Annotated in this window: 20 protein-coding genes and 1 riboswitch; of the genes, 19 read left to right on the plus strand and 1 reads right to left on the minus strand. The window is 63.4% G+C overall.

What is annotated here, in order from left to right; genetic code table 11:
- Positions 1–95 precede the first annotated feature (95 nt).
- Positions 96–2,555 (minus strand): TonB-dependent receptor plug domain-containing protein, encoded by a 2,460-nt coding sequence (locus DWU99_RS06830; protein WP_115477288.1) that lies wholly within the window; start codon positions 2,553–2,555, stop codon positions 96–98.
- 296 nt (positions 2,556–2,851) lie between these two features.
- A riboswitch (cobalamin riboswitch) is annotated at positions 2,852–3,077 on the plus strand.
- 154 nt (positions 3,078–3,231) lie between these two features.
- Between DWU99_RS06830 and cobO the strand changes: the two genes are divergently transcribed.
- From cobO to tolQ, 19 genes are all read left to right on the plus strand, one after another.
- On the plus strand, positions 3,232–3,861 hold the full coding sequence (cobO, locus tag DWU99_RS06835; protein ID WP_425476801.1) for a cob(I)yrinic acid a,c-diamide adenosyltransferase: 630 nt from the start codon (positions 3,232–3,234) through the stop codon (positions 3,859–3,861).
- Entirely contained in the window at positions 3,858–5,153 is a 1,296-nt protein-coding gene (locus DWU99_RS06840) for a cobyrinic acid a,c-diamide synthase CobB (RefSeq protein WP_233510939.1), read from the plus strand. Before cobO ends, DWU99_RS06840 begins: the two co-directional genes overlap by 4 nt.
- Entirely contained in the window at positions 5,150–6,070 is a 921-nt protein-coding gene (gene cbiB / locus DWU99_RS06845; protein ID WP_115477289.1) for an adenosylcobinamide-phosphate synthase CbiB, read from the plus strand. Before DWU99_RS06840 ends, cbiB begins: the two co-directional genes overlap by 4 nt.
- Positions 6,063–7,046: a threonine-phosphate decarboxylase CobD gene (cobD, locus tag DWU99_RS06850; protein WP_115477290.1), complete on the plus strand. Its 984-nt coding sequence runs from the start codon at positions 6,063–6,065 to the stop codon at positions 7,044–7,046. The genes cbiB and cobD overlap by 8 nt, the downstream gene beginning before the upstream one ends.
- A complete protein-coding gene (locus tag DWU99_RS06855; protein WP_115477291.1) occupies positions 7,043–8,515 on the plus strand; it encodes a cobyric acid synthase in 1,473 nt (490 codons plus the stop codon). Before cobD ends, DWU99_RS06855 begins: the two co-directional genes overlap by 4 nt.
- Positions 8,503–9,024 carry a bifunctional adenosylcobinamide kinase/adenosylcobinamide-phosphate guanylyltransferase gene (cobU, locus tag DWU99_RS06860; protein WP_115477292.1) on the plus strand — a complete coding sequence of 174 codons (522 nt, stop codon included), beginning with the start codon at positions 8,503–8,505 and terminating at the stop codon, positions 9,022–9,024. Before DWU99_RS06855 ends, cobU begins: the two co-directional genes overlap by 13 nt.
- Positions 9,021–10,067, plus strand: coding sequence for a nicotinate-nucleotide--dimethylbenzimidazole phosphoribosyltransferase (cobT, locus tag DWU99_RS06865; protein WP_115477293.1), 1,047 nt, complete (start codon positions 9,021–9,023; stop codon positions 10,065–10,067). The genes cobU and cobT overlap by 4 nt, the downstream gene beginning before the upstream one ends.
- Entirely contained in the window at positions 10,064–10,621 is a 558-nt protein-coding gene (locus DWU99_RS06870; protein WP_115477294.1) for a histidine phosphatase family protein, read from the plus strand. Before cobT ends, DWU99_RS06870 begins: the two co-directional genes overlap by 4 nt.
- Complete coding sequence (locus DWU99_RS06875) at positions 10,618–11,343, plus strand: adenosylcobinamide-GDP ribazoletransferase (RefSeq protein ID WP_115477295.1); 726 nt, start codon at positions 10,618–10,620, stop codon at positions 11,341–11,343. The genes DWU99_RS06870 and DWU99_RS06875 overlap by 4 nt, the downstream gene beginning before the upstream one ends.
- A 101-nt stretch (positions 11,344–11,444) precedes the next feature.
- Positions 11,445–11,738, plus strand: a complete 294-nt coding sequence (locus DWU99_RS06880; RefSeq protein ID WP_115477296.1) for an FmdB family zinc ribbon protein — start codon at positions 11,445–11,447, stop codon at positions 11,736–11,738.
- 123 nt (positions 11,739–11,861) lie between these two features.
- On the plus strand, positions 11,862–13,634 hold the full coding sequence (aspS, locus tag DWU99_RS06885; RefSeq protein ID WP_115477297.1) for an aspartate--tRNA ligase: 1,773 nt from the start codon (positions 11,862–11,864) through the stop codon (positions 13,632–13,634).
- Positions 13,635–13,701: 67 nt separating this feature from the next.
- The gene (locus DWU99_RS06890) at positions 13,702–14,334 is read left to right on the plus strand and encodes an alpha/beta fold hydrolase (protein ID WP_115477298.1); all 633 of its coding nucleotides are present in this window, start codon (positions 13,702–13,704) and stop codon (positions 14,332–14,334) included.
- 236 nt (positions 14,335–14,570) lie between these two features.
- Positions 14,571–15,302: a YebC/PmpR family DNA-binding transcriptional regulator gene (locus DWU99_RS06895; RefSeq protein WP_115477299.1), complete on the plus strand. Its 732-nt coding sequence runs from the start codon at positions 14,571–14,573 to the stop codon at positions 15,300–15,302.
- Positions 15,303–15,334: 32 nt separating this feature from the next.
- Positions 15,335–15,856 carry a crossover junction endodeoxyribonuclease RuvC gene (gene ruvC, locus DWU99_RS06900; protein WP_199535727.1) on the plus strand — a complete coding sequence of 174 codons (522 nt, stop codon included), beginning with the start codon at positions 15,335–15,337 and terminating at the stop codon, positions 15,854–15,856.
- Positions 15,853–16,449, plus strand: a complete 597-nt coding sequence (gene ruvA, locus DWU99_RS06905; protein WP_115477300.1) for a Holliday junction branch migration protein RuvA — start codon at positions 15,853–15,855, stop codon at positions 16,447–16,449. The genes ruvC and ruvA overlap by 4 nt, the downstream gene beginning before the upstream one ends.
- Positions 16,450–16,452: 3 nt before the next feature.
- The gene (locus DWU99_RS06910; RefSeq protein WP_233510941.1) at positions 16,453–18,354 is read left to right on the plus strand and encodes a potassium transporter Kup; all 1,902 of its coding nucleotides are present in this window, start codon (positions 16,453–16,455) and stop codon (positions 18,352–18,354) included.
- A 49-nt stretch (positions 18,355–18,403) separates the two neighbouring features.
- Positions 18,404–19,453 carry a Holliday junction branch migration DNA helicase RuvB gene (gene ruvB / locus DWU99_RS06915; protein WP_115477301.1) on the plus strand — a complete coding sequence of 350 codons (1,050 nt, stop codon included), beginning with the start codon at positions 18,404–18,406 and terminating at the stop codon, positions 19,451–19,453.
- A complete protein-coding gene (ybgC, locus tag DWU99_RS06920) occupies positions 19,446–19,847 on the plus strand; it encodes a tol-pal system-associated acyl-CoA thioesterase (RefSeq protein WP_115477302.1) in 402 nt (133 codons plus the stop codon). Before ruvB ends, ybgC begins: the two co-directional genes overlap by 8 nt.
- Positions 19,848–19,907: 60 nt before the next feature.
- Positions 19,908–20,597 (plus strand): protein TolQ, encoded by a 690-nt coding sequence (tolQ, locus tag DWU99_RS06925; protein ID WP_115477303.1) that lies wholly within the window; start codon positions 19,908–19,910, stop codon positions 20,595–20,597.
- Positions 20,598–20,608 lie beyond the last annotated feature (11 nt).

Here is a 20,608-nt window from a genome sequence, read left to right on the forward strand (position 1 = left end):
CGAATACCCAGTGTGCTTCCGTCGCATCAAAAAAAATCCCGGCCGAAGCCGGGATGTTCGATGCGATGCATCGCAGAGATTGGCAGTGGGTCGAATCACCAGTGATAGATCACTTTGGTGTAATAGTAACGCCCATTGAAGCCGTTGGGTGAAAATTCTGAATACGGAATGGTGCCGTTGGTGCTGTTGGCGGCGATCACCTTGTCCGGATAGCTGTTGGTCGCATTGTCCACGCCCAGCGTGAACGTCCAGTTGTCGAGGTTGTAACTGCCGGCCAGATCGAGCACCCATTGCGGGCTGAAGGTCTGGTTGAGCAGGTACGTACTGTTGCTGTACGCCGTGAAGCTGCCGTAGCGCGTCAGATTGCCATTGAACACCCAGTGGTCCAGCGTGTAGTTCTCGTTGAAGATCAGCTTGCTGCGCGGCGTGGAATTGGCCAGCAGACCCTTGATGTCGCGATAACTCACGCGTTCCAATTCCAGTCCAAGCGCCTGTAATTGCGGTGGATTGGGTGCGACGCCGGTGACCTGCGTGCGGTTGTAGTTGTAGCTCAACGTGCTATCGAGCACGCCATCGTTGCCGAAATCCGAACGATAGCTGGCGACCAGGTCGCCGCCTTGCGTGCGCGTGTTCACCGCGTTGGTGAAGTACTGGGCCGAGCTGAACGCGATGTTGGTGATGCCATGCGCGGCGAGGTAGTCGACAATGACTGGATTGTTCAGGCCGCTGAGCGTGCTCGACAGCACGATGCGGTTGTAGATCTGGATCTGATAGACGTCGAAGGTCAGCGTCAGCGGATCGATCGGGTTGTACACCGCACCGACCGTGTAGTTGTGCGACCTTTCCGGGCGCAAGGACTGCGCGCCCAGCAATTGCGCCACGGGATTGCTCACCGGCAACAGGCCGGTCTGATAGACGCCCGGTGCGATGCCGGGTCCCGCGCTGCTGGGTGTCAGGTACAGCGACCCGATCTGCGAATAGTCCTCTTGCGCCAGCGACGGTGCGCGGAAGCCGGTCGACGCACTGGCGCGCAGCGCGAAGCGATCGGTGAAGTCGTAACGCGCGGCCAGCGCGCCGGAGACGGTGTTGCCGAAGTCGTTGTAATCCTCATGGCGCACGGAGAAGGAGGTGCCGAGCTTGTCCGTCAGATTGGTTTCCAGGCTTACGTATTGGGCCACATCGCTGCGGCTCCACGAGCCCGTGTTGATGGGGCTGTAGCCGCTGAAACCCTGTGCGCCACCGCTCGCTCCCGAGGTGCCCACGTAATACGAATCCGGATCGCCTGCGCGGATGCTGTAGGTATCGCGCAGATACTCCGCGCCAAATGCCAGCGTTACGGGATTGGGCAACCAGCCGACACTCAGGTCCTTGGCAACGTCCACGTCCAGGGCCTCCTGTGCCGCGGAGACGATGCCGTCGAAGAAGCTGGTCGGCGTGTAACCGAAGTCATGCAGGAAGGCGTAGTTCGCGGTGTTGAGGGTGTTGAGCGCCACGCGATTGCCGCCGTAATTGGCACTCACGTCCCAGCGCCATCCATCCGTCGTGCCGCGCACGCCGGTCACCAGCGCCTGGTCGGTGCTGTGGGCCTGCAACAGCGGCTGGTAGCCATCGGGATAGATCGCGCTGAGCGCCTTTTTTACGGACGACGGATACAGATACGGGTTGCGGTACAGCTCATCGGAAATCGCATCGCGTTCGTGATAGCTGCCGAAGGCGTAGAACTGCACGTTGGGGGTGATGTCGTACTGCGTGTTGAGAAACACGTTGTGCTGGCTGATCGAGGGATCGCCGAACACCTGCTTCTCGCCCAACTGCGGATAGCGCACGTCCACGCCGCCGTGGTTGGTCGGATCCTGGTGACCATCGTCCACGCTGATGCGCAGCCAGCCCTTGTCGCCACCCAGCGGAATGCCGAAGTTGGCCGAACCCAGCCACTGGCGACCGCCGCCTCGCTGGTACTGGCCGCCGTCGAGTTCGATTGAGCCGCCTTGCGCACCGTGCTTGAGGATGATGTTGATCACGCCGGCGATGGCATCGGAGCCGTACTGCGCCGAAGCTCCGTCGCGCAGCACTTCGATGTGATCGATCGCCGAAAGCGGAATGGTGTTCAAGTCCACCGGCGCCGAACCGCGGCCGATGCTGCCATCGGTGTTGACCAGCGCGCTGGTATGCCAGCGCTTGCCGTCCACCAGCACCAGCACTTCATCCGGCGCCAGGCCGCGCAATTGCGCGGGGCGTTGCGAGTCGGTGGTGTCGGTGGCGGCAGGGCGCGGGAAGTTCAGCGACGGAATCAGCCGTGCCAGAGCCGTGGCAAGTTCGTTGGAACCAGTGCTTTGCAGTGCCGAAGCCGGAATAACGTCGATGGGTGACAGCGAAGTGCTGTCGGTACGGTTTTCTGCACGCGTGCCGGTGACGATCACGGCCTGCAGATTCTTTGTGTTGTTGGAGGGAGGAGGAGCCTGGTTGGTGTCTTGTGCCGCAACGTGCGTGGCGATCGCGAGCAGGACGGCGGCAGTGAGCGGTTTTGTTGTGGTTTTGCGGAGCAGTTTCTTCATCCGATGTTTCCCCTGGCGTGTCTTTGTTGCTGTGCAGCAATTTCAGATTAATGACAAAGTTCCTCCCGGGCAACGGATCATTGGGCGTTTGAAAGTCCAATTGGGAATATTCCGTGGAAACAGGTGCTTGAGTGTCCATGTCCTCGTTCGAAGCTGTCTGGTGCGACAGTGGCAGGAAAAATGTCGGGATGTCCGTGCTCGTCGTCGCTGGATGCAAGCATGTGGCGTTGCATGGTGCAGGTAACGTCTAAGGCACCGCGTCCCATCGCGGACTAGGCGTGCAGGAATCCACGCACTACCATGCCCCGGCCTGAGGTGACTGCCGGCGTTGGACGGCGGTTGAAACGGGAATCCGGTGCGTCCGCACGATCTTTGCGAACCAGTCCGGAGCTGCCCCCGCAACGGTAGGCGAGCAACGCCATCCACACGAAGCCACTGCGACCTATGCGCGGGAAGGCGTGGATGAAAAGGCATCAGCCTTTGCTCGCGAGCCCGGAGACCGGCCTCAAGGTACAACCGGACGGCGGAGGGCCAGGTCAGGTGACCGCTGCATCGGCAGCCGGTGCCGTCTCTCCTTCCTCTGTCCCGATGACAGCCATGCCGTGCACACGGTCGTAGTAAGGAGTGTTGATGCCATGAAGTTCTTCTCACCATCCACCGCAGGTGGTGCACGTCCATGAGCGATCAACCGTCCCACGACACGATGACGCCTGAAGAGCGTCACCGCGAACGCATGCAACGCAAGAAGGAACTGGTCGATCGCAAGATCGCCAAGGCCACCATCGATCGCGGAGTGCTGGTCGTCAATACCGGCAACGGCAAGGGCAAAAGCTCGTCCGGTTTCGGCATGCTCGCGCGTTCGCTGGGGCATGGCTTCAAGTGCGGCGTCGTGCAATTCATCAAGGGCACGTTTTCCACCGGAGAAGAAGCGTTCTTCCGCCATTTGGCCGGCGATCAGCTGGATTACCACGTGATGGGCGAAGGCTTCACCTGGGAAACGCAGGACAAGGCGCGCGATATCGCCGCGGCCCAAGCGGCTTGGACGGTGGCGGCGGGCATGCTTGCCGATCCTGCCTACGATTTCGTTTTGCTCGACGAACTCAACATCGCGCTGGTCAAGCAATACGTGCAACTCGAACAGGTGCTGACGGCCGTCGCGGCGCGCCCGCCCCGCCAGCACGTCGTCATCACCGGACGCGGCGCCCCCGATGGCTTGATTGCCGTGGCCGACACGGTGACCGAGATGCGCGTGATCAAACATGCGTTCGATGCCGGCATCAAGGCGCAGAAGGGCGTGGAGCTGTGAGCGCGACGCGGCAGTGTCCGGCCTTGCTGGTTTCCGCGCCTGCCTCGGGGCAGGGCAAGACATCCGTTACCGCCGCGTTGGCACGTTGGCATACGAAGCAAGGGCGGCGGGTGCGCGTGTTCAAGACCGGGCCGGATTTTCTCGATCCCATGGTGCTTGAGCGTGCCGCAGGTACATCGGCGTATCAGCTGGATTTGTGGATGTGCGGCGAAGCCGATGTGCGCCGGCGATTGTTCGATGCGGCGGCGGATGCCGACCTGATCCTGGTCGAAGGTGTGATGGGATTGTTCGACGGCGCGCCATCCAGCGCCGATCTCGCGCAGCAGCTGGGTCTGCCGGTGATGGCCGTGATCGACGGCTCGGCGATGGCGCAGACGTTCGGTGCGCTCGCCTGCGGGCTGGCTGCGTATCGCGAAGGTCTGTCGATGTACGGCGTTGCCGCCAATCGCATCGGCAGTGCTTATCACGCCCAACTGCTCAAGGAGAGCCTTCCCGCATCGCTGCAATGGCTGGGTGCTTTGCCGCGAGAGGACGCATTGGCGCTGCCGGAGCGTCATCTGGGTTTGATCGCAGCGGGCGAACTCGGCGATATCGACGCGCGTCTCGATGCCTTGGCCGAAGCATGGTCGACGCATGCGGCGACTGCACTCCCGCCGCCGGTCAGTTTCGAGGCGCCTGCCAGCGAACCCGTTGCGCCACTATTGCAAGGCGTGCGCATCGCCGTCGCTCGCGACGCGGCGTTCTGCTTCATCTATCCGGCGAATCTCGATCTGCTGAGCGCTGCCGGCGCCGAACTGCAGTTCTTCTCGCCGCTGGCCGGCGACGCCTTGCCCGATTGCGATGCGGTATGGCTGCCGGGCGGATATCCGGAATTGCATCTCGCTGCCTTGTCGCAGCGTCGCGATTTGCATGCGGCGCTGCGAGCGCATCGCGACGCCGGCAAACCCATGCTGGCCGAGTGCGGCGGTTTACTGTTTACGCTGGACTCGCTGGCCGATCGCGATGGCAACGAAGCGACGATGGCAGGCTTGTTGTCCGGGCGTGCAGCTTTACAGCCGCGCCTCGCGGCGCTGGGTCTGCAAAACGTGGAGATGCCCGAAGGGGCACTGCGCGGGCATACCTTCCACTATGCGCGTGCATGGATCGACGCCGAACCTCTCGCGCATGCGACCAATCCGAATCAGGGGCCCTGCCAGGAAGCGGTCTATCGCGATAGGCGCCTCACCGCCAGCTTCGTTCATTTCTACTTCCCTTCGCATCCGCAAGCTGCCTTGCAGCTCTTCCTGCCATGAGCACTGCGCTGCTCATGATCGCCGCGGTAATGCTCGACAAACTGCTGGGTGAGCCGCGCCGCGCGCATCCGCTGGTGGCATTCGGGCGTGTCGTTCATGGGATAGAACGACGCATGCATGCGGACACGCGATGGGCCGGTGTGTTGGCGTGGTCCGTGGCGGTGCTGCCATCCGTCCTGCTGCTGTGGGTCCTGCAGCAAGCGATGCCGATCTGGGCGTCACGGCTCATTGCCGTGTTGACGCTGTACTTCACATTGGGCTTGCGCAGCCTGGGGGAACATGCGCAACCGGTGGCCACGGCGCTGCAATCGGGCGAACTCGATGCGGCGCGCGGCGCAGTGGGACGCATGGTGAGTCGCGATACCGCAGCATTGAATACCCATCAGGTTGCCGCGGCGGCGACCGAATCCGTGCTCGAGAACGGAAACGACGCAGTGTTCGGCGCATTGTTTTGGTTTGCGTTGCTGGGAGCGCCGGGTGCGCTGCTCTATCGACTGGCCAACACGCTCGACGCCATGTGGGGCTATCGCACGCCACGCTATGAACGATTCGGCTGGGCCGCCGCGAGAATCGACGATGTGCTGAACTATGTGCCTGCGCGACTCACGGCTTTCACGTATGCCCTATGCGGAAACTTCAATCGCGCGTTGCGTTGCTGGCGCGAGCAGGCGCCGCAATGGGACAGCCCAAACGCAGGTCCGGTGATGGCGGCTGGCGCGGGTGCGCTGGATGTGCGCCTGGGCGGTGCGGCGCCGTATCACGGCGTGTGGGAAGAGCGTCCGGCATTGGGAGAGGGAGACCCGCCGAGCGCCGAATCGATCTCCCGCGCGTTGCGCCTGTTGCGCAACGGTGTGATCGTCTGGTTGACGGTCGCGTTGCTGTGGGGATTTGCGATCCACGGAGGCCTTCATGCTTGAACATGGTGGTCGCCTGCACCGCGCGGCGCGCGAATACGGCATTCCGATCGAGGCTTGGCTCGATCTCTCCACGGGCATCAGTCCGTTTGGCTGGCCCGTACCGCCGATTCCTCCATCGGCGTGGCACCGCCTGCCTGAGGACGACGATGGCCTGATCGACGCGGCGCGCGCGTACTACCAAGCGCAACATCTATTGCCTGTGGCGGGTTCGCAGGCTGCCATCCAGGCCCTGCCGCTGCTGCGAGCTGCGTGTCGAGTGGGAATCATTGCGCCCGGTTACGCGGAGCATGCGCACGCATGGCAACGCGCGGGACATGATGTGGAGCGGCATCCGGCCGAGGTGCTGTCGGCGAATCCGCAACGGTGGGATGTGCTGATGCTAATCCATCCCAACAATCCCGGTGGCGAGCGTTTCGATGTCGACGCATTGCTGCGCGTTCACGCCGATCTCGCTGCGCGCGGCGGCTGGCTGGTGGTGGACGAGGCCTTCATGGATGTCACTCCCGCCTACAGCCTTTGTCCGTACGCGGACCGCGATGGGCTGATCGTGTTGCGATCGGTGGGCAAGTTTTTCGGTCTCGCCGGTGCGCGTGCCGGCTTTGTTTGCGCAACACCGGCACTATTGCAGGCTTTGCAGGAAAAGCTTGGTCCGTGGACGTTGAGCGGTCCGACGCGTTACGTGTTGCAGCACGCACTCGGCGATCGCGCGTGGCACGTGCAGGCAAAGGCACAACTGACCGCGACCAGCGAGCGTTTGGCTGCCCTGCTTGCCAAGCATCGCCTTGATCCCTCGGCGGGTTGCGCGTTGTTCCAATGGTGCCGACACGATGCCGCACCTGCGCTGCATCGTGCATTGGCGAAGGTGGGCATTCTCACGCGCCTTTTCGACGATGTGCCAAGCCTGCGTTTCGGGCTTCCGCCCGACGATGCGGCGTTCCATCGGCTCGACATGGCGTTGGCCGAGGTGCTGCGATGAGTGCACAGGTGCTGATGGTCCAGGGTTGCACTTCCGATGCGGGCAAAAGCGCGCTGGTGACGGCGCTATGTCGTTGGGTGCATCGGCGCGGTTTGCGCGTGGCGCCGTTCAAGCCGCAGAACATGGCATTGAACTCGGCGGTCACGGCGGATGGCGGCGAAATCGGCCGCGCGCAGGCTGTGCAGGCACAGGCGTGCGGCATCGAGCCGCGCGTGGATTTCAATCCCGTACTGCTCAAGCCAAACAGCGACACGGGCGCGCAGGTGATCGTGCACGGACATGCCGTGGCCAATATGGACGCTCGCGGCTATCACGACTACAAGCGCCTCGCCTTCGACGCCGTGATGGCTTCGCACGAAAGATTGATCGCTACTTACGATGCAGTGATCGTGGAAGGCGCAGGCAGTCCCGCCGAGATCAATCTGCGCGATCGCGACATCGCCAACATGGGCTATGCCGAGGCGGTGGATTGTCCGGTCATTCTGATTGCCGATATCGATCGTGGCGGCGTGTTCGCGCATCTGGTCGGCACGCTTGCCTTGTTATCCGAGAGCGAGCGCGGGCGCGTTGCGGGATTTGTCATCAACCGGTTTCGCGGCGATCTTGCGTTGCTGCAACCGGGGCTCGATTGGCTGGAACGCGAAACAGGCAAACCGGTGCTGGGTGTAGTGCCTTATCTGCACGGCCTGCATCTGGAAGCGGAAGATGCATTGCCGCGCGAGTACGCGCATAAGCCAGATGCGATGCTGCGTATCGCGGTGCCCGCTTTGCCGAGGATCAGCAACCACACGGATTTCGATGCGCTGCGTGCGCATCCGCTGGTCGATTTGCGCATCGTGGGGCCCGGCGAAACGCCACCGCCGTGCGATCTGATCATCCTGCCGGGTTCCAAATCCACGCGCGCCGATCTCGCGTGGCTGTGCGAGCAAGGCTGGGATGTCGCGATCACCAGGCATTTGCGTTATGGCGGCAAGGTGATCGGCATCTGCGGCGGTTTGCAGATGCTGGGACGCGCCGTGCACGATCCCACGGGCATCGAGGGTGAGCCGGGTTCCAGCGAAGGACTGGGCTGGCTGGACCTGGAGACCACGCTCGAACCGCATAAACAACTGCATCGCGTTCGCGGCAAGCTGTCCTTCGCCGATGCGCGAGTGCGCGGTTATGAAATCCATTGCGGTGTCAGTCGAGGGGCGGCGCTGGAAAATCCCTTCGCGCGACTGGACGATGGCCGCCCTGACGGTGCACGCTCTGCGGATGGCCAGGTCATCGGCAGCTATCTGCACGGACTGTTCGACGATGCCGAAGCCTTGGCGGCCTTGCTGGAATGGGCCGGTTTGCGCGATGCCGCCACGGTGGATGTGCACGCGCTGCGTGAAGCGAGCATCGACCGGCTGGCCGATGCGGTTGAGCAACATCTCGATATCGGAATGCTGGAGCGACTGCTGGGAATGACCGTATGCGTACCTTGATCCTCGGCGGCGCCCGCTCCGGCAAAAGCGCATTGGCCGAGCGATGGGCCAACGAAAGCCGGCGCGAGGTGGTGTATGTCGCCACGGCACAGGCGGGCGATGAAGAGATGGCGCTGCGCATCGCGCATCATCGTGCGCGCCGTCCGGCATCCTGGCTCAGTGTGGAGGAACCTCTGCATCTGGCCGACGCGTTGCGCGAACACGCAGGCAGGGATCGCATCGTGCTCGTCGATTGTCTGACGCTTTGGCTCAGTAATCTGCTTGGCGATACGGATAGCGAGTGCTTCGAGCGTGAACGTTCGTCATTGCTCGATACGTTGCCGACCTTGCCGGGCGAGGTGCTGATGGTCAGCAATGAAGTCGGCCTCGGCATCGTGCCGCTGGGCGAATTGACGCGCCGCTTCGTCGATGAAGCGGGGCGTTTGCATCAATCTCTTGCCGCGATCAGCGAGCGTGTGCTGTTCGTCGCGGCGGGTCTGCCACTTGTTTTGAAAGGAACATTGCCATGAGCCTCGACTGGCTTTCCGCACCCTGCGCTCAACCCGATCTCGCGATACTCGGAGAGGCCGCCGACCGTCAGGAACAATTGACCAAGCCACCCGGTTCGCTGGGCATGCTGGAAGCGCTGGCGGTCGATCTCGCGTCGCTGCAGCGAACGCCGCGTCCCGCGGTGGATCGGGTGTGGATCAGCGTATTCGCGGCCGATCATGGTGTGGCGGCGGAAGGCGTTTCCGCTTTTCCGCAAGTGGTCACCGGAGAGATGGTGCGCAACTTCGCCACCGGCGGCGCGGCGATCAGCGTGCTTGCGCGCACGCTGGGCGCGAATCTGGAAGTGGTGAATCTGGGCACGGTAAACGATCCGGGCGAGATTCCCGGCGTGCGCCGCGAGATCATCGCGCCTTCGACCGCCAATTTCTGCGTGGAAGCGGCGATGACGGTGCAGCAGCTCGACAGCGCGCTGGCCGTCGGGGCGGAAAGCGTGCGGGCGGCCAAGGCCGCAGACACGCAGCTCTTCATCGGCGGCGAGATGGGCATCGCCAACACGACCTCCGCGGCGGCGTTGGCCAGCGCGATCCTCAACGAGCCGCCGTCGTGCCTCGCGGGTGCGGGCACGGGCCTGGATTCGTCGGGTGTATCGCACAAGGTGACGGTGATCGAGCGCGCACTGGCGCGACACGCGGATGCGCGCGGCGCGCTGGAGCAGTTGCGGTGCCTGGGCGGTTTCGAAATCGCTGCGCTGGTCGGCGCATTCGTTGCGGCGGCGCAGACAGGCATACCCGTGCTGGTGGACGGATTCATCACTACCACCGCGGCCTTGGTGGCGGTGCACATCCAGCCGGATGTGCACCGGTGGCTGCTGTTCGCGCACCGCTCCAAGGAGCATGGACACGCGCGCTTGCTGCGTGCGCTCGAAGCCGATCCCGTGCTGGATCTCGGTCTGCGGCTGGGCGAAGCAAGCGGCGCGGCGACCGCCGTGCCGCTGCTGCGTCTCGCCTGTGCCTTGCACAACGGCATGGCCACCTTTGCCCAGGCAGGTGTGTCCACGGCATGAGCGGGACTATCGATCTCTTGCGTCATGGCGAGACCGGGCAGCGCAGTTATCGCGGCCAGATCGACGATGCGTTGACCGAATCCGGGTGGAGGCAGTTACGCGCCGCGGTCGAGGGGCGCGAATGGGACATGATCGTCTCATCCACGTTGCAACGCTGCGCGGCTTTCGCGCGCGCGTTGTCGACGGCGCGCGGATGGCCGCTGCGGCTCGATGCGCGTCTGGCCGAGTATCACTTCGGCCGCTGGCAAGGCGTGCCGATCGAACGGATCGCGGAAGAGGAGGGCGATGCGCTGGGTCGTTTCTGGGCCGATCCGGTCGCGCATCCGCCGCCGGATGCGGAAACGTTCGCGGCCTTCCACCACCGCCTCGGCGCGGCCCTGGACGAGGTGGCGGCGGAAGCCGGCGACCGGCGGGTCCTGGTGGTTACTCACGGCGGCGCGATTCGGCTGCTGCGCTGCCGGGTGGAAAAACGAAGCTATGGCGACATGGCGGGCATTGAAGTGCCACACGCTTCACTGCATCGTGTGCACTGGCCCATTCCGGTAACCGCATGATGCGAAGCCTGCTGGTGGCGATTGGTTTCCTGACCCGACTGCCGGTACCCGCCGGCGTATTCGACGATGAGCGCGCGCAGGCGAATTCGCTGGCGTGGTATCCGCTGGTGGGTTTGTTGCTGGGAATGCTGCTGGCGGTGCTGGGTTGGCTGCTGCGCGACTCGCCCTCTTTGCTCTCGTCCGTACTGGTGGTGCTGGCATGGGTCGTTTTGACCGGCGCCCTGCATCTGGATGGATTGGCCGACAGCGCCGATGCCTGGGTCGGCGGTCTGGGCGATCGCGAGAAGACGCTGGCGATCATGAAAGATCCTCGCTCCGGTCCTGCCGGCGTGGTGGCGCTGGTGCTGGTCGTGTTGCTGAAGGTTACGGCGATCACGAGCCTGGGGACATTTCAGTGGTTGGCGCTGCTGCTGGCGCCGTTGCTGGCGCGGGCCAGCCTGATCGCGCTGTTTCTCACCACGCCCTATGTGCGCAGCCGCGGACTCGGCGCGGCGCTTACCAACGCTTCGGGCCGGGCTTGCGCCGTGTCGCTTGCGATCACGGCCGGCCTTTGCGCACTGGCCAAGTGGCGCGGTGCGCTGGCGCTGCTGGTCGCCGTGCTGGTGTTCGGTCTCTGGCGGCACGCGTGCCAGCGCCGGCTCGGCGGGTTCACCGGCGATACGGCCGGAGCACTGGCGGAGATGGTCGAAACGGCGGTGCTGGTGGTGCTGGCCTTGGGCTGAGAGCGGCGCGGCCTTGTCGATGTGGTTGAAATCCGCCCCCGCGACCCGATAATGCCGACTGCCCCAGTGCCGTAAGGCGGGTGGCACTCCGGAGTGTGTACATGCCTATCTACGAATTCCAATGCGACGCCTGCGGTCATCGTTTCGACCGTTTGCAGAAGCTGTCCGATCCCGATCCAAGCCAATGCCCCGACTGCGGTGCGCCCAAGGTGCAGCGCCAGATCAGTGCGCCGTCCTTCCGTCTTGCCGGCGGCGGCTGGTATGAGACGGATTTCAAGAAGGATGGCGACAAGAAGCGCAATCTGGCGGGCGAGGGCGGCACCAGCAAGCCCGCCGAAAGCAGCCCTGCGCCCGCGGCGCCGAAAGAAAGCAAGCCGGCGACGACAACGAGCTGAGCTTTTCTCCCTCTCCCATCCCCGCGTAGCCCAGAGGGGAGAGGGAAAACGGGGCGTCAGTGTTAAGATTCCGGGTCTTTTCCACGCTAATTCGCCGCCTGGGCGGCCCGGAGTTTCAAGCGCATGCGCACGCATTACTGCGGCCTCATCAACGAATCGCTGGTCGGTCAGACCGTCACCCTGTGCGGCTGGGTCAATACCCTGCGCCTGCAGAGCCACGTCGCCTTCGTCGATCTGCGCGACCATGAAGGGCTGGCCCAGGTAGTGATCGAGCGCGAGAACGCCGCGGCGTTCGCGGTGGCCGGCGAGCTGGGTTACGAGTACTGCGTGCGTGTCACGGGCAGCATCCGCAAGCGGCTGTCGGCCAACGACAAGCTCAAGACCGGCACGGTCGAACTGCTGGCCGAGACGGTGGAGATTCTCAACGCCGCGAAGGATCTGCCCTTCGCGCTGCACGAGAATCCGAACGAAGACATGCGGATGACGTATCGCTACCTCGACCTGCGCCGTCCCGAGATGCAGACCATGATGCGCACCCGCATCAAGCTGGTGCAGGCGCTGCGCCGCTATCTCGACGCGCGCGGTTTCCAGGATATCGAAACGCCGATCCTCACCAAGGCCACGCCGGAAGGCGCACGCGACTATCTCGTGCCCAGCCGCGTGCATGCGGGCCAGTTCTACGCGCTGCCGCAGTCGCCGCAGCTGTTCAAGCAGATCCTGATGATGGCGGGCTTCGATCGCTACTATCAGATCGCCCGCTGTTTCCGCGACGAAGACCTGCGCGCCGATCGCCAGCCGGAATTCACCCAGCTCGACCTTGAATTCGCCTTCGTCGAAGAGAAGGACGTGCAGGATTTCGTCGAAGCGCTGATCCGCCATGTGTTCAAGGAAGTGATCGGCGTGGAACTCGCCGCGACCTTCCCGCGCATGACGTGGGAGGAAGCGATGCGCCGCTTCGGCTCGGACAAGCCGGACCTGCGCATTGCGCTGGAGCTGGCCGACGTGGCCGATGCGCTCAAGCACGTCGAGTTCAAGGTGTTTGCCGAACCCGCCAACGATCCCGCCGGTCGCGTCGCCGCATTGCGCTTGCCGGGCGGTGCCGCGCTCAGCCGCAAGGACATCGATCAGCTCACCGAATACGTCGCCAAATACGGCGCGAAAGGTCTCGCCTGGATCAAGTTCGAGGATCTCGCCAAGGGCCGCGAAGGCGTCAATTCGCCGGTGGCGAAATTCCTCGATGACGCGGCGCTCGATGCCGTGCTCAAAGCTACCGGCGCGCAGTCGGGCGACATGGTGTTCATCGGCGCGGGCAAGTGGAAAACCGTCACCGACTTCATGGGCGCGCTGCGCCTGAAGGTCGGCAAGGATCGCGGCCTGGTGGAAAACAGCTGGAAGCCGCTGTGGGTCACCGACTTTCCGATGTTCGAATACGACGAGGAAGAAAAGCGGTTCGTCGCCCTGCATCACCCATTCACCGCGCCCAAGGTCGACGACATCGCCGAGTTGCGCGCGAATGCCGCCAATGCGGTGAGCCGCGGCTACGACATGGTGCTCAATGGCGCCGAGATCGGCGGTGGTTCGATCCGTATCCACCGTCCGGACATGCAGAGCGCCGTGTTCGATCTGCTCGGCATTAGTCCGGAAGAGGCCGAGATGAAGTTCGGCTTCCTGCTCAAGGCGCTGAAATTCGGCGCGCCGCCGCACGGCGGCCTGGCCTTCGGCATCGACCGTATTGCCGCGCTGATGGCGGGCACCGAATCGATTCGCGACGTCATTGCGTTCCCGAAGACCACCAGTGCGCAGGACTTGATGACCGATGCGCCGTCGATCGTGGGCGACGCGCAGCTCAAGGAGTTGCATGTCGCGGTCTCCGTCACGGAAAACGCAAAAGGCTGAGTGCGCGCATGCCATGCCGGAGCATCCGGCATGGCATGCTGGACGTCACGTCGCAGCTGTCTGACACATGACCGAACACATCATTCTGCTGCATGGCATTTGGATGCGCGGCTTCGCGCTCGGCCTGTTGCACCGGCGTCTCATGGAGGACGGATTTCGCGTCCATCGTCTCGATTACATGAGTGTGGCGGCGACCCAGCAACACATCCTCGCGCGCCTGCGCGCCGGGATGGTGGAGTGTGCGCCTGAGCCCGTGCATCTGGTGGGCCACAGCCTTGGCGGTCTGCTGGCGTTGCGCGCCTGCGTCGAAGCGAATGATCTTCCACCGGGGCGCATCGTGTGCCTGGGTTCGCCGCTCAAAGGCAGCGCCGCCGCGCGTGCCTTTGCGAACCTGGGACGCGGCGGCGAGATACTGCTGGGCGACAACCGCGTGCTGCTGGAGCAGGGCTTCGAGGCCTGGAACGGGCCGCGCGAGGTCGGCATGATCGCCGGCCGCATGCCGATCGGGCTGGGTGCCATGCTCGGCCATATCGCCGGGGAGCACGACGGCACCGTCGCGGTGGAGGAAACCCGTTTGCCGGGTCTGGCAGGGCACTGCGTGGTCGAAACCAGCCATACCGGGCTGTTGTTTTCGGCGGAAGTGGCACGGCTGACTGGTCAATTTTTGCGCAGTGGACGTTTTGACGCTGGCGAAGCCTAAGCCTTAATTCTGGGAACGAGCTGCATCTTCCTGCTCCTCCCCCTGCTTGCAGGGGGAGGCTGGGAGGGGGTGGCACGAGCTTGCCGCGCGCACCATGGCTGCACCCCACCCCGACCCTCCCCTACTGCACGTAGGGGAGGGGGATTGCGCCGTTGGATCACGCAAAAGCGGAGCGCCATGGCGCAATGCAGTAAAATCCCCCGCTTTCCACTTTTGACATCGAGTCAGGTATCACCATGGGTAGAGGCCCGTCCATCGAAGGTCGCAAGAATGCCGAAGACGCCAAGCGCGCCAAGGTGTTCACCAAGCTGATCCGCGAAATCACCGTCGCCACGCGCGCAGGCGTCGCCGATCCGGCCCTCAATCCGCGCCTTCGCGCCGCGGTGGACAAGGCGCTGACCGCCAACATGTCCAAGGACACGATCGAGCGCGCCATCAAGCGCGGTTCGGGTGCCGATGGCGGCGCGAAGATGGAAGAGCTGCGCTACGAAGGCTACGGCCCGGCCGGCATCGCGCTGATCATCGAATGCTTCACCGACAATCCCACGCGCACCGTGGCCGACGTGCGCCATGCGCTCACCAAGCACGGCGGCAATCTGGGCACCAACGGTTCGGTGGCATTCCAGTTCACGCGTTGCGGTGAGCTGGTCTTCGCAACGGGCGGCGACGCGGCGGCGGAAGAAAAAGTGCTGGAAGCGGCACTCGAAGCCGGCGCCGACGATGTCATCAACGAGCATGGCGAGAGCACGGTGATCTGCGCGCCGGAAAACTTCGAAACCGTGCAGCAGGCGTTGATCGACGCCAAGCTCGACGCGATGCATGCCGGCGTGGTGATGCGCCCCAACAACCGCACTGCCGTTACGGGCGAAGCGCTGGAAACGCTCACCGATCTGCTCGAGAAGCTCGATTCGCTGGATGACGTCAGCGAGGTCTATCACAACGCCTTGTTGCCAGCCGACGCCGGCTGAGCCATCGACGCCGCGACCCAAGCTACCGCGCGATGATCCGCATCATTGGCATTGATCCAGGCAGCCAGCGCACTGGCATCGGCATCGTGGATGTCGATGCGGCGGGCAAGTTGTCGCACGTCTTTCATGATGCGCTGGTGGTGGCGGGCGAAGAAAATTTCCCGCTGCGCCTGAAGCACATTTTCGATGGCATCAGCGAGATCATCGCGGAGCATCGTCCGGTCGAGTGCGGCATCGAGCGCGTGTTCATGGCACGCAATGCCGATTCGGCCCTGAAACTCGGGCAGGCGAGGGGTGCCGCGATCTGCGCGGTGGTCAATCACGGGATCGCCGTGCACGAATACGCAGCCACCGAAGTCAAGAAGGCCGTGGTCGGTGGCGGTCGCAGCGACAAAACCCAGGTGCAGCACATGATTGGCGTATTGCTGGGTTTGAAGGGACCGATACAAGCCGATGCCGCCGATGCGCTGGCGATCGCCGTGGCGCATGCGCACACGCGTTCCAGTCTCGAACGCGTGGGCATTCCTCGTACTGCATGGAGACGTCGACGATGATTGGCAGGCTAAGGGGAATTCTCGTTTCCAAGCAGCCGCCCTGGCTGCTGGTGGAAGTTGGCGGTGTCGGCTACGAGCTGGAAGCGCCGATGTCCACCATCTACGACCTGCCTGCCACCGGCAAGGAAGTCACGCTGCTCACCCATTACGCAGTGAAGGAAGACAGCGTGGCGCTGTACGGATTTCTGCATGAATCCGAGCGCACGCTGTTTCGCAATCTGCAAAAGGTTAGCGGCATCGGCGCGAAGATTTCGTTGGCGGTGTTGTCCGGTGTCTCCACACAGGATTTCGCCCGTCTCGTGCAAGCTGGCGATGTGGTGGCATTGACCAAGATCCCAGGCATCGGCAAAAAGACCGCGGAACGCATCGTGGTGGAATTGCGCGATCGCGTGGACGGGCTTGGTGTCAGTGCGTCGGGTCTCGCCGCGGCATCCAACACACCGCTCGATCCTGCCGCGGAGGCCACCGTGGCTTTGCAGCAGCTTGGCTACAAGCCGGTTGAAGTGACACGACTGGTGCAGAAGGTCGCCTCCCCGGGCGACAGTGCCGAAGCCATCATCCGCAAGGCGCTGCGCGCCGCACTCGGGAGTTGATAAGTGGGCCAGGATATTCATCACGGCATCAGCGAAGCCGACGCCAAGAAGCGTCTCGCGGCCTTGGCGCTGGGTGCCATCGGCGTGGTTTACGGCGACATCGGCACGAGTCCGCTGTACACCTTGCAGACCACGCTGAGCCACGACGGCATGAGGCCGACGCCCGAGAGCATCTATGGCGTGCTTTCGCTGATCTTCTGGGCGCAGATCATCGTGGTGTCGTTGAAATACGTCACCTTCATCATGCGTGCCGACAACAAGGGTGAAGGCGGCATCATGGCGCTGATGGCGTTGGCGCTGCGCGGTGTGCGCGACAGCGCGAGACTGCGCTGGTTGCTGGCGATCATCGGCATTTTCGGTGCGTCGCTGTTCTACGGCGACGGCGTGATCACGCCGGCGATCTCCGTATTGTCCGCCGTCGAAGGCGTGAAGGTGGTATCGCCTGGTTTGGCGCCTTGGGTGGTGCCCGTTACGGCAGTGATTCTGTTCTTCCTGTTTGCGCTGCAACGCCACGGCACGGAACGCGTGGGCAAGTTGTTCGGTCCTGTGATGGTGATCTGGTTCATCACCATTGCGGTGCTGGGTGTGTCGATGATCGCCCACAATCCGCATGTTCTGTGGGCGATCAATCCTTACTACGGGCTGCGGTTCTTCATGAACCATGGCGTGCAGGGATTCATCGCGCTGGGTGGCGTCGTGCTGGCGCTAACGGGTGCGGAAGCCTTGTATGCCGACATGGGCCACTTCGGCAAACGCCCCATACGCCTTGCGTGGTTCAGCTTCGTATTGCCGGCGCTGGTGCTCAATTACTTCGGTCAGGGCGCGTTGCTGCTGGATCATCCCGACGCGATCGACAATCCGTTCTTCAAGACCGTGCCGTCGGTGCTGTTGTATCCGATGATCGGTCTTGCCACGGCGGCGACCGTGATCGCGTCGCAAGCAGTGATCTCCGGTGCGTTCTCGATGACACGCGAAGCGATGTCGCTGGGTTATTCGATGCGCATGCCGGTGGTGCACACCTCGCGTGAGATGTCCGGCCAGATCTTCGTGCCATGGGTCAACAGCTTCCTGCTGGTGCTGGTGCTGGTCGCGGTGCTGGGCTTCCGCAGCTCCGACAGCCTGAGCGCGGCGTACGGTATCGCGGTGACCGGCACGATGACGATCACCACCATCCTGGCCTTGTTCGTGGCGCATCACCAATGGAAATGGAAGATGCCGGTGGTGCTGATCGCGGGCGCTTTGCTGCTGATCATCGACGTGTCGTTCTTCAGCGCCAACCTGATCAAGGTCGAATACGGCGGTTGGTTCCCGCTGGTGCTGGGGCTGGGCGTGTTCGTGGTGATGACCACCTGGCGCCGCGGCCGCGAGCTGGTGGTGCGCGAGATCAAGCAGGGCGGTCTGGCCTTGGAGCCGTTCATCGAGAACATCACCGAGCATCCGCCGCTCCGCGTACCGGGCACGGCGGTGTTCCTCACCGCCAACCAGAACGCCGTGCCGCATGCCTTGTTGCACAACCTCAAGCACAACAAGGTGCTGCACGAGCGCAACGTGATGTTGACCGTCGAGATCCTGGAGACGCCGGTTGCCGATGCGGAAGAGCGTATCCACCTGCTGCCGATGGCGGGCGAGTTCTACGGTCTGGAAGTGCGCTTTGGTTTTGCCGAGGATCCGAACATTCCGTTGGCGCTGTCCAAGTGCGCGCGCAGCGGCCTTCCGTTCGATCTGATGGATACCACCTTCTTCCTTTCGCGCGAGAACGTCGTCGCGGACAAGCGTCGTCCCGGCATGGTGCTGTGGCGCGATCGCCTGTTTGCCTTCATGTCGCGCAATGCGTTGCCGGCGACCGCGTTTTTCCAGATTCCCGGCAATCGCCTGATCGAGCTGGGAACGCAGGTGGAAATCTGATGGGAACGGGCGGCTCGCTGCCGCCGTCCCAGTCCGCCATAATTCGCCCATGACCGATCATCGCATCATTACCGCCGCCTCCCAGCTCGATGACGAAGCGCTGGAGGCGTCTATCCGTCCAAAGCGGTTGAGCGAATACCTCGGCCAGCAGGCGGTGCGCGAGCAGCTTTCGATTTATATCGAGGCGGCAAAGAAGCGGGGCGGGGCGCTCGATCATGTGCTGATCTTCGGGCCGCCCGGTCTGGGCAAGACCACCTTGAGCCATGTCATCGCCAATGAGCTGGGCGTCAACGTCCGTTCTACTTCCGGTCCGGTGCTGGAGCGCGCGGGCGACCTGGCGGCATTGCTGACCAATCTGGAAGCGCACGACGTATTGTTCGTCGATGAGATCCATCGACTCTCGCCAGTGGTCGAAGAAGTGCTCTATCCGGCGATGGAAGATTTCCAGATCGACATCATGATCGGCGAAGGCCCTGCCGCGCGTTCGATCAAGCTGGATCTGCCGCCTTTCACGCTCATCGGCGCGACCACGCGCGCCGGTCTGCTTACCGCGCCGCTGCGCGATCGTTTCGGCATCGTGCAGCGACTGGAGTTTTATTCGCCCGATGAACTGGCCGCGATCGTGCGCCGCTCGGCGCGTATTCTAGGCATTGGCTGCGAAGTCGAAGGTGCGGAAGAAATCGCGCGCCGCTCGCGCGGCACGCCGCGCATCGCCAACCGCCTGCTGCGCCGCGTGCGCGATTACGCCGAAGTGCGCGCCGATGGTCATATCACCCGCGCCGCGGCGCGAGCGGCGATGGACATGCTCAAGGTCGATGCCGAAGGCTTCGATGAGCTCGACCGCCGTCTGCTCGCGATCATCATCGAAAATTTCGACGGCGGTCCGGTGGGTGTGGAGTCGCTGGCGGCAGCGCTCAGCGAAGACCGCGGCACGCTGGAAGACGTCGTCGAGCCGTATCTCATCCAGCAAGGTTTTCTGGTGCGCAGCGCGCGCGGACGCATGGCCAGCGCCAAGGCCTGGCGCCATCTGGGGCTTACGCCGCCACCGCGCCAGCCGCAGGCGGCGGACCTGTTCGGCACGGGCGAGCAAGATGTCTGAAAGCAAGGTTTTCGCCTGGCCGGTCCGCGTCTACTGGGAAGACACCGATGCCGGCGGCGTGGTCTACCACGCCAGCTACCTGCGTTTCATGGAGCGTGCCCGTACGGAGTGGCTGCGGGGGCTGGGCGTGGACCAGATGGCCTTCAAAGAGGCCACGGGGCTGGCTTTCATGGTGCACCGGATGGAAATCGACTTCCTCAAGCCCGCCCTGCTGGACGATGAACTGACGGTGACGGTGGAAGTCAAAGAAAGGCGTTCAGCCAGTATCCTTTTCACCCAGACGATCAGTAAGGCGGATGGGACGCGACTTATCGAGGCGCAAGTACGCGCCGCATGCGTGGATCTCAAGCGCATGCGACCCGCTCCCATACCGGCCGGCCTGATCCGGGACTAACCCCTGTCCCGAACCGACGCTTTCACATACTCAATTTTGTTGGTGGAGAACCCCCAAGCCATGAACAGTGGACTGAACGTTTTCAAGCTGCTCGTCGAGGCGAGCCTGCCGGTGCAGCTGGTGATGGTGATGCTGTTGCTGTTCTCCTTCATGTCCTGGGTGATCATCATCCGCAAGTATTCGCAGCTGAAAGCCGCGATGGAAAACGCCGAATCTTTCGAAGAGCGCTTCTGGTCCGGCGCGGATCTCGCGCAGTTGTTCCGCGAGGTCAGCAACAACGGCGGCGACAACGGCGGCATGGAGAACATCTTCGAATCCGGCTTCCGCGAATTCGTGCGTCAGCGTCAGCGTCGCGTGAGCGACATGCGCACGGTGATCGAAGGTTCCGAGCGTGCGATGCGCGTGGCCGGCACCAAGGAGATCGGTTCGCTGGAACGCAATCTCGAGTTTCTTGCCAACGTCGGCTCGATCAGCCCGTATGTCGGCCTGTTCGGTACGGTGTGGGGCATCATGGGTGCTTTCCAGGGCCTGGGCGAGATGAAGGACGTCACCATCGCCGTGGTGGCGCCGCATATCTCCGAAGCGCTCATTGCAACGGCCATGGGCCTGTTTGCCGCGATTCCGGCGGTGTGGGCCTATAACCGCTACGCCAACAAGGTCGAGCGCGTGGCTTCGCGGTACGAGGTGTTCCAGGAAGAGTTCTCCTCCGTGCTGCAACGGCAGATTCAGTCCGACGACCCCAATCACTGAGCGGGAGTGCA

The sequence above is a fragment of the Dyella psychrodurans genome (assembly GCF_003363265.1).
Taxonomy (GTDB): domain Bacteria; phylum Pseudomonadota; class Gammaproteobacteria; order Xanthomonadales; family Rhodanobacteraceae; genus Dyella_B; species Dyella_B psychrodurans.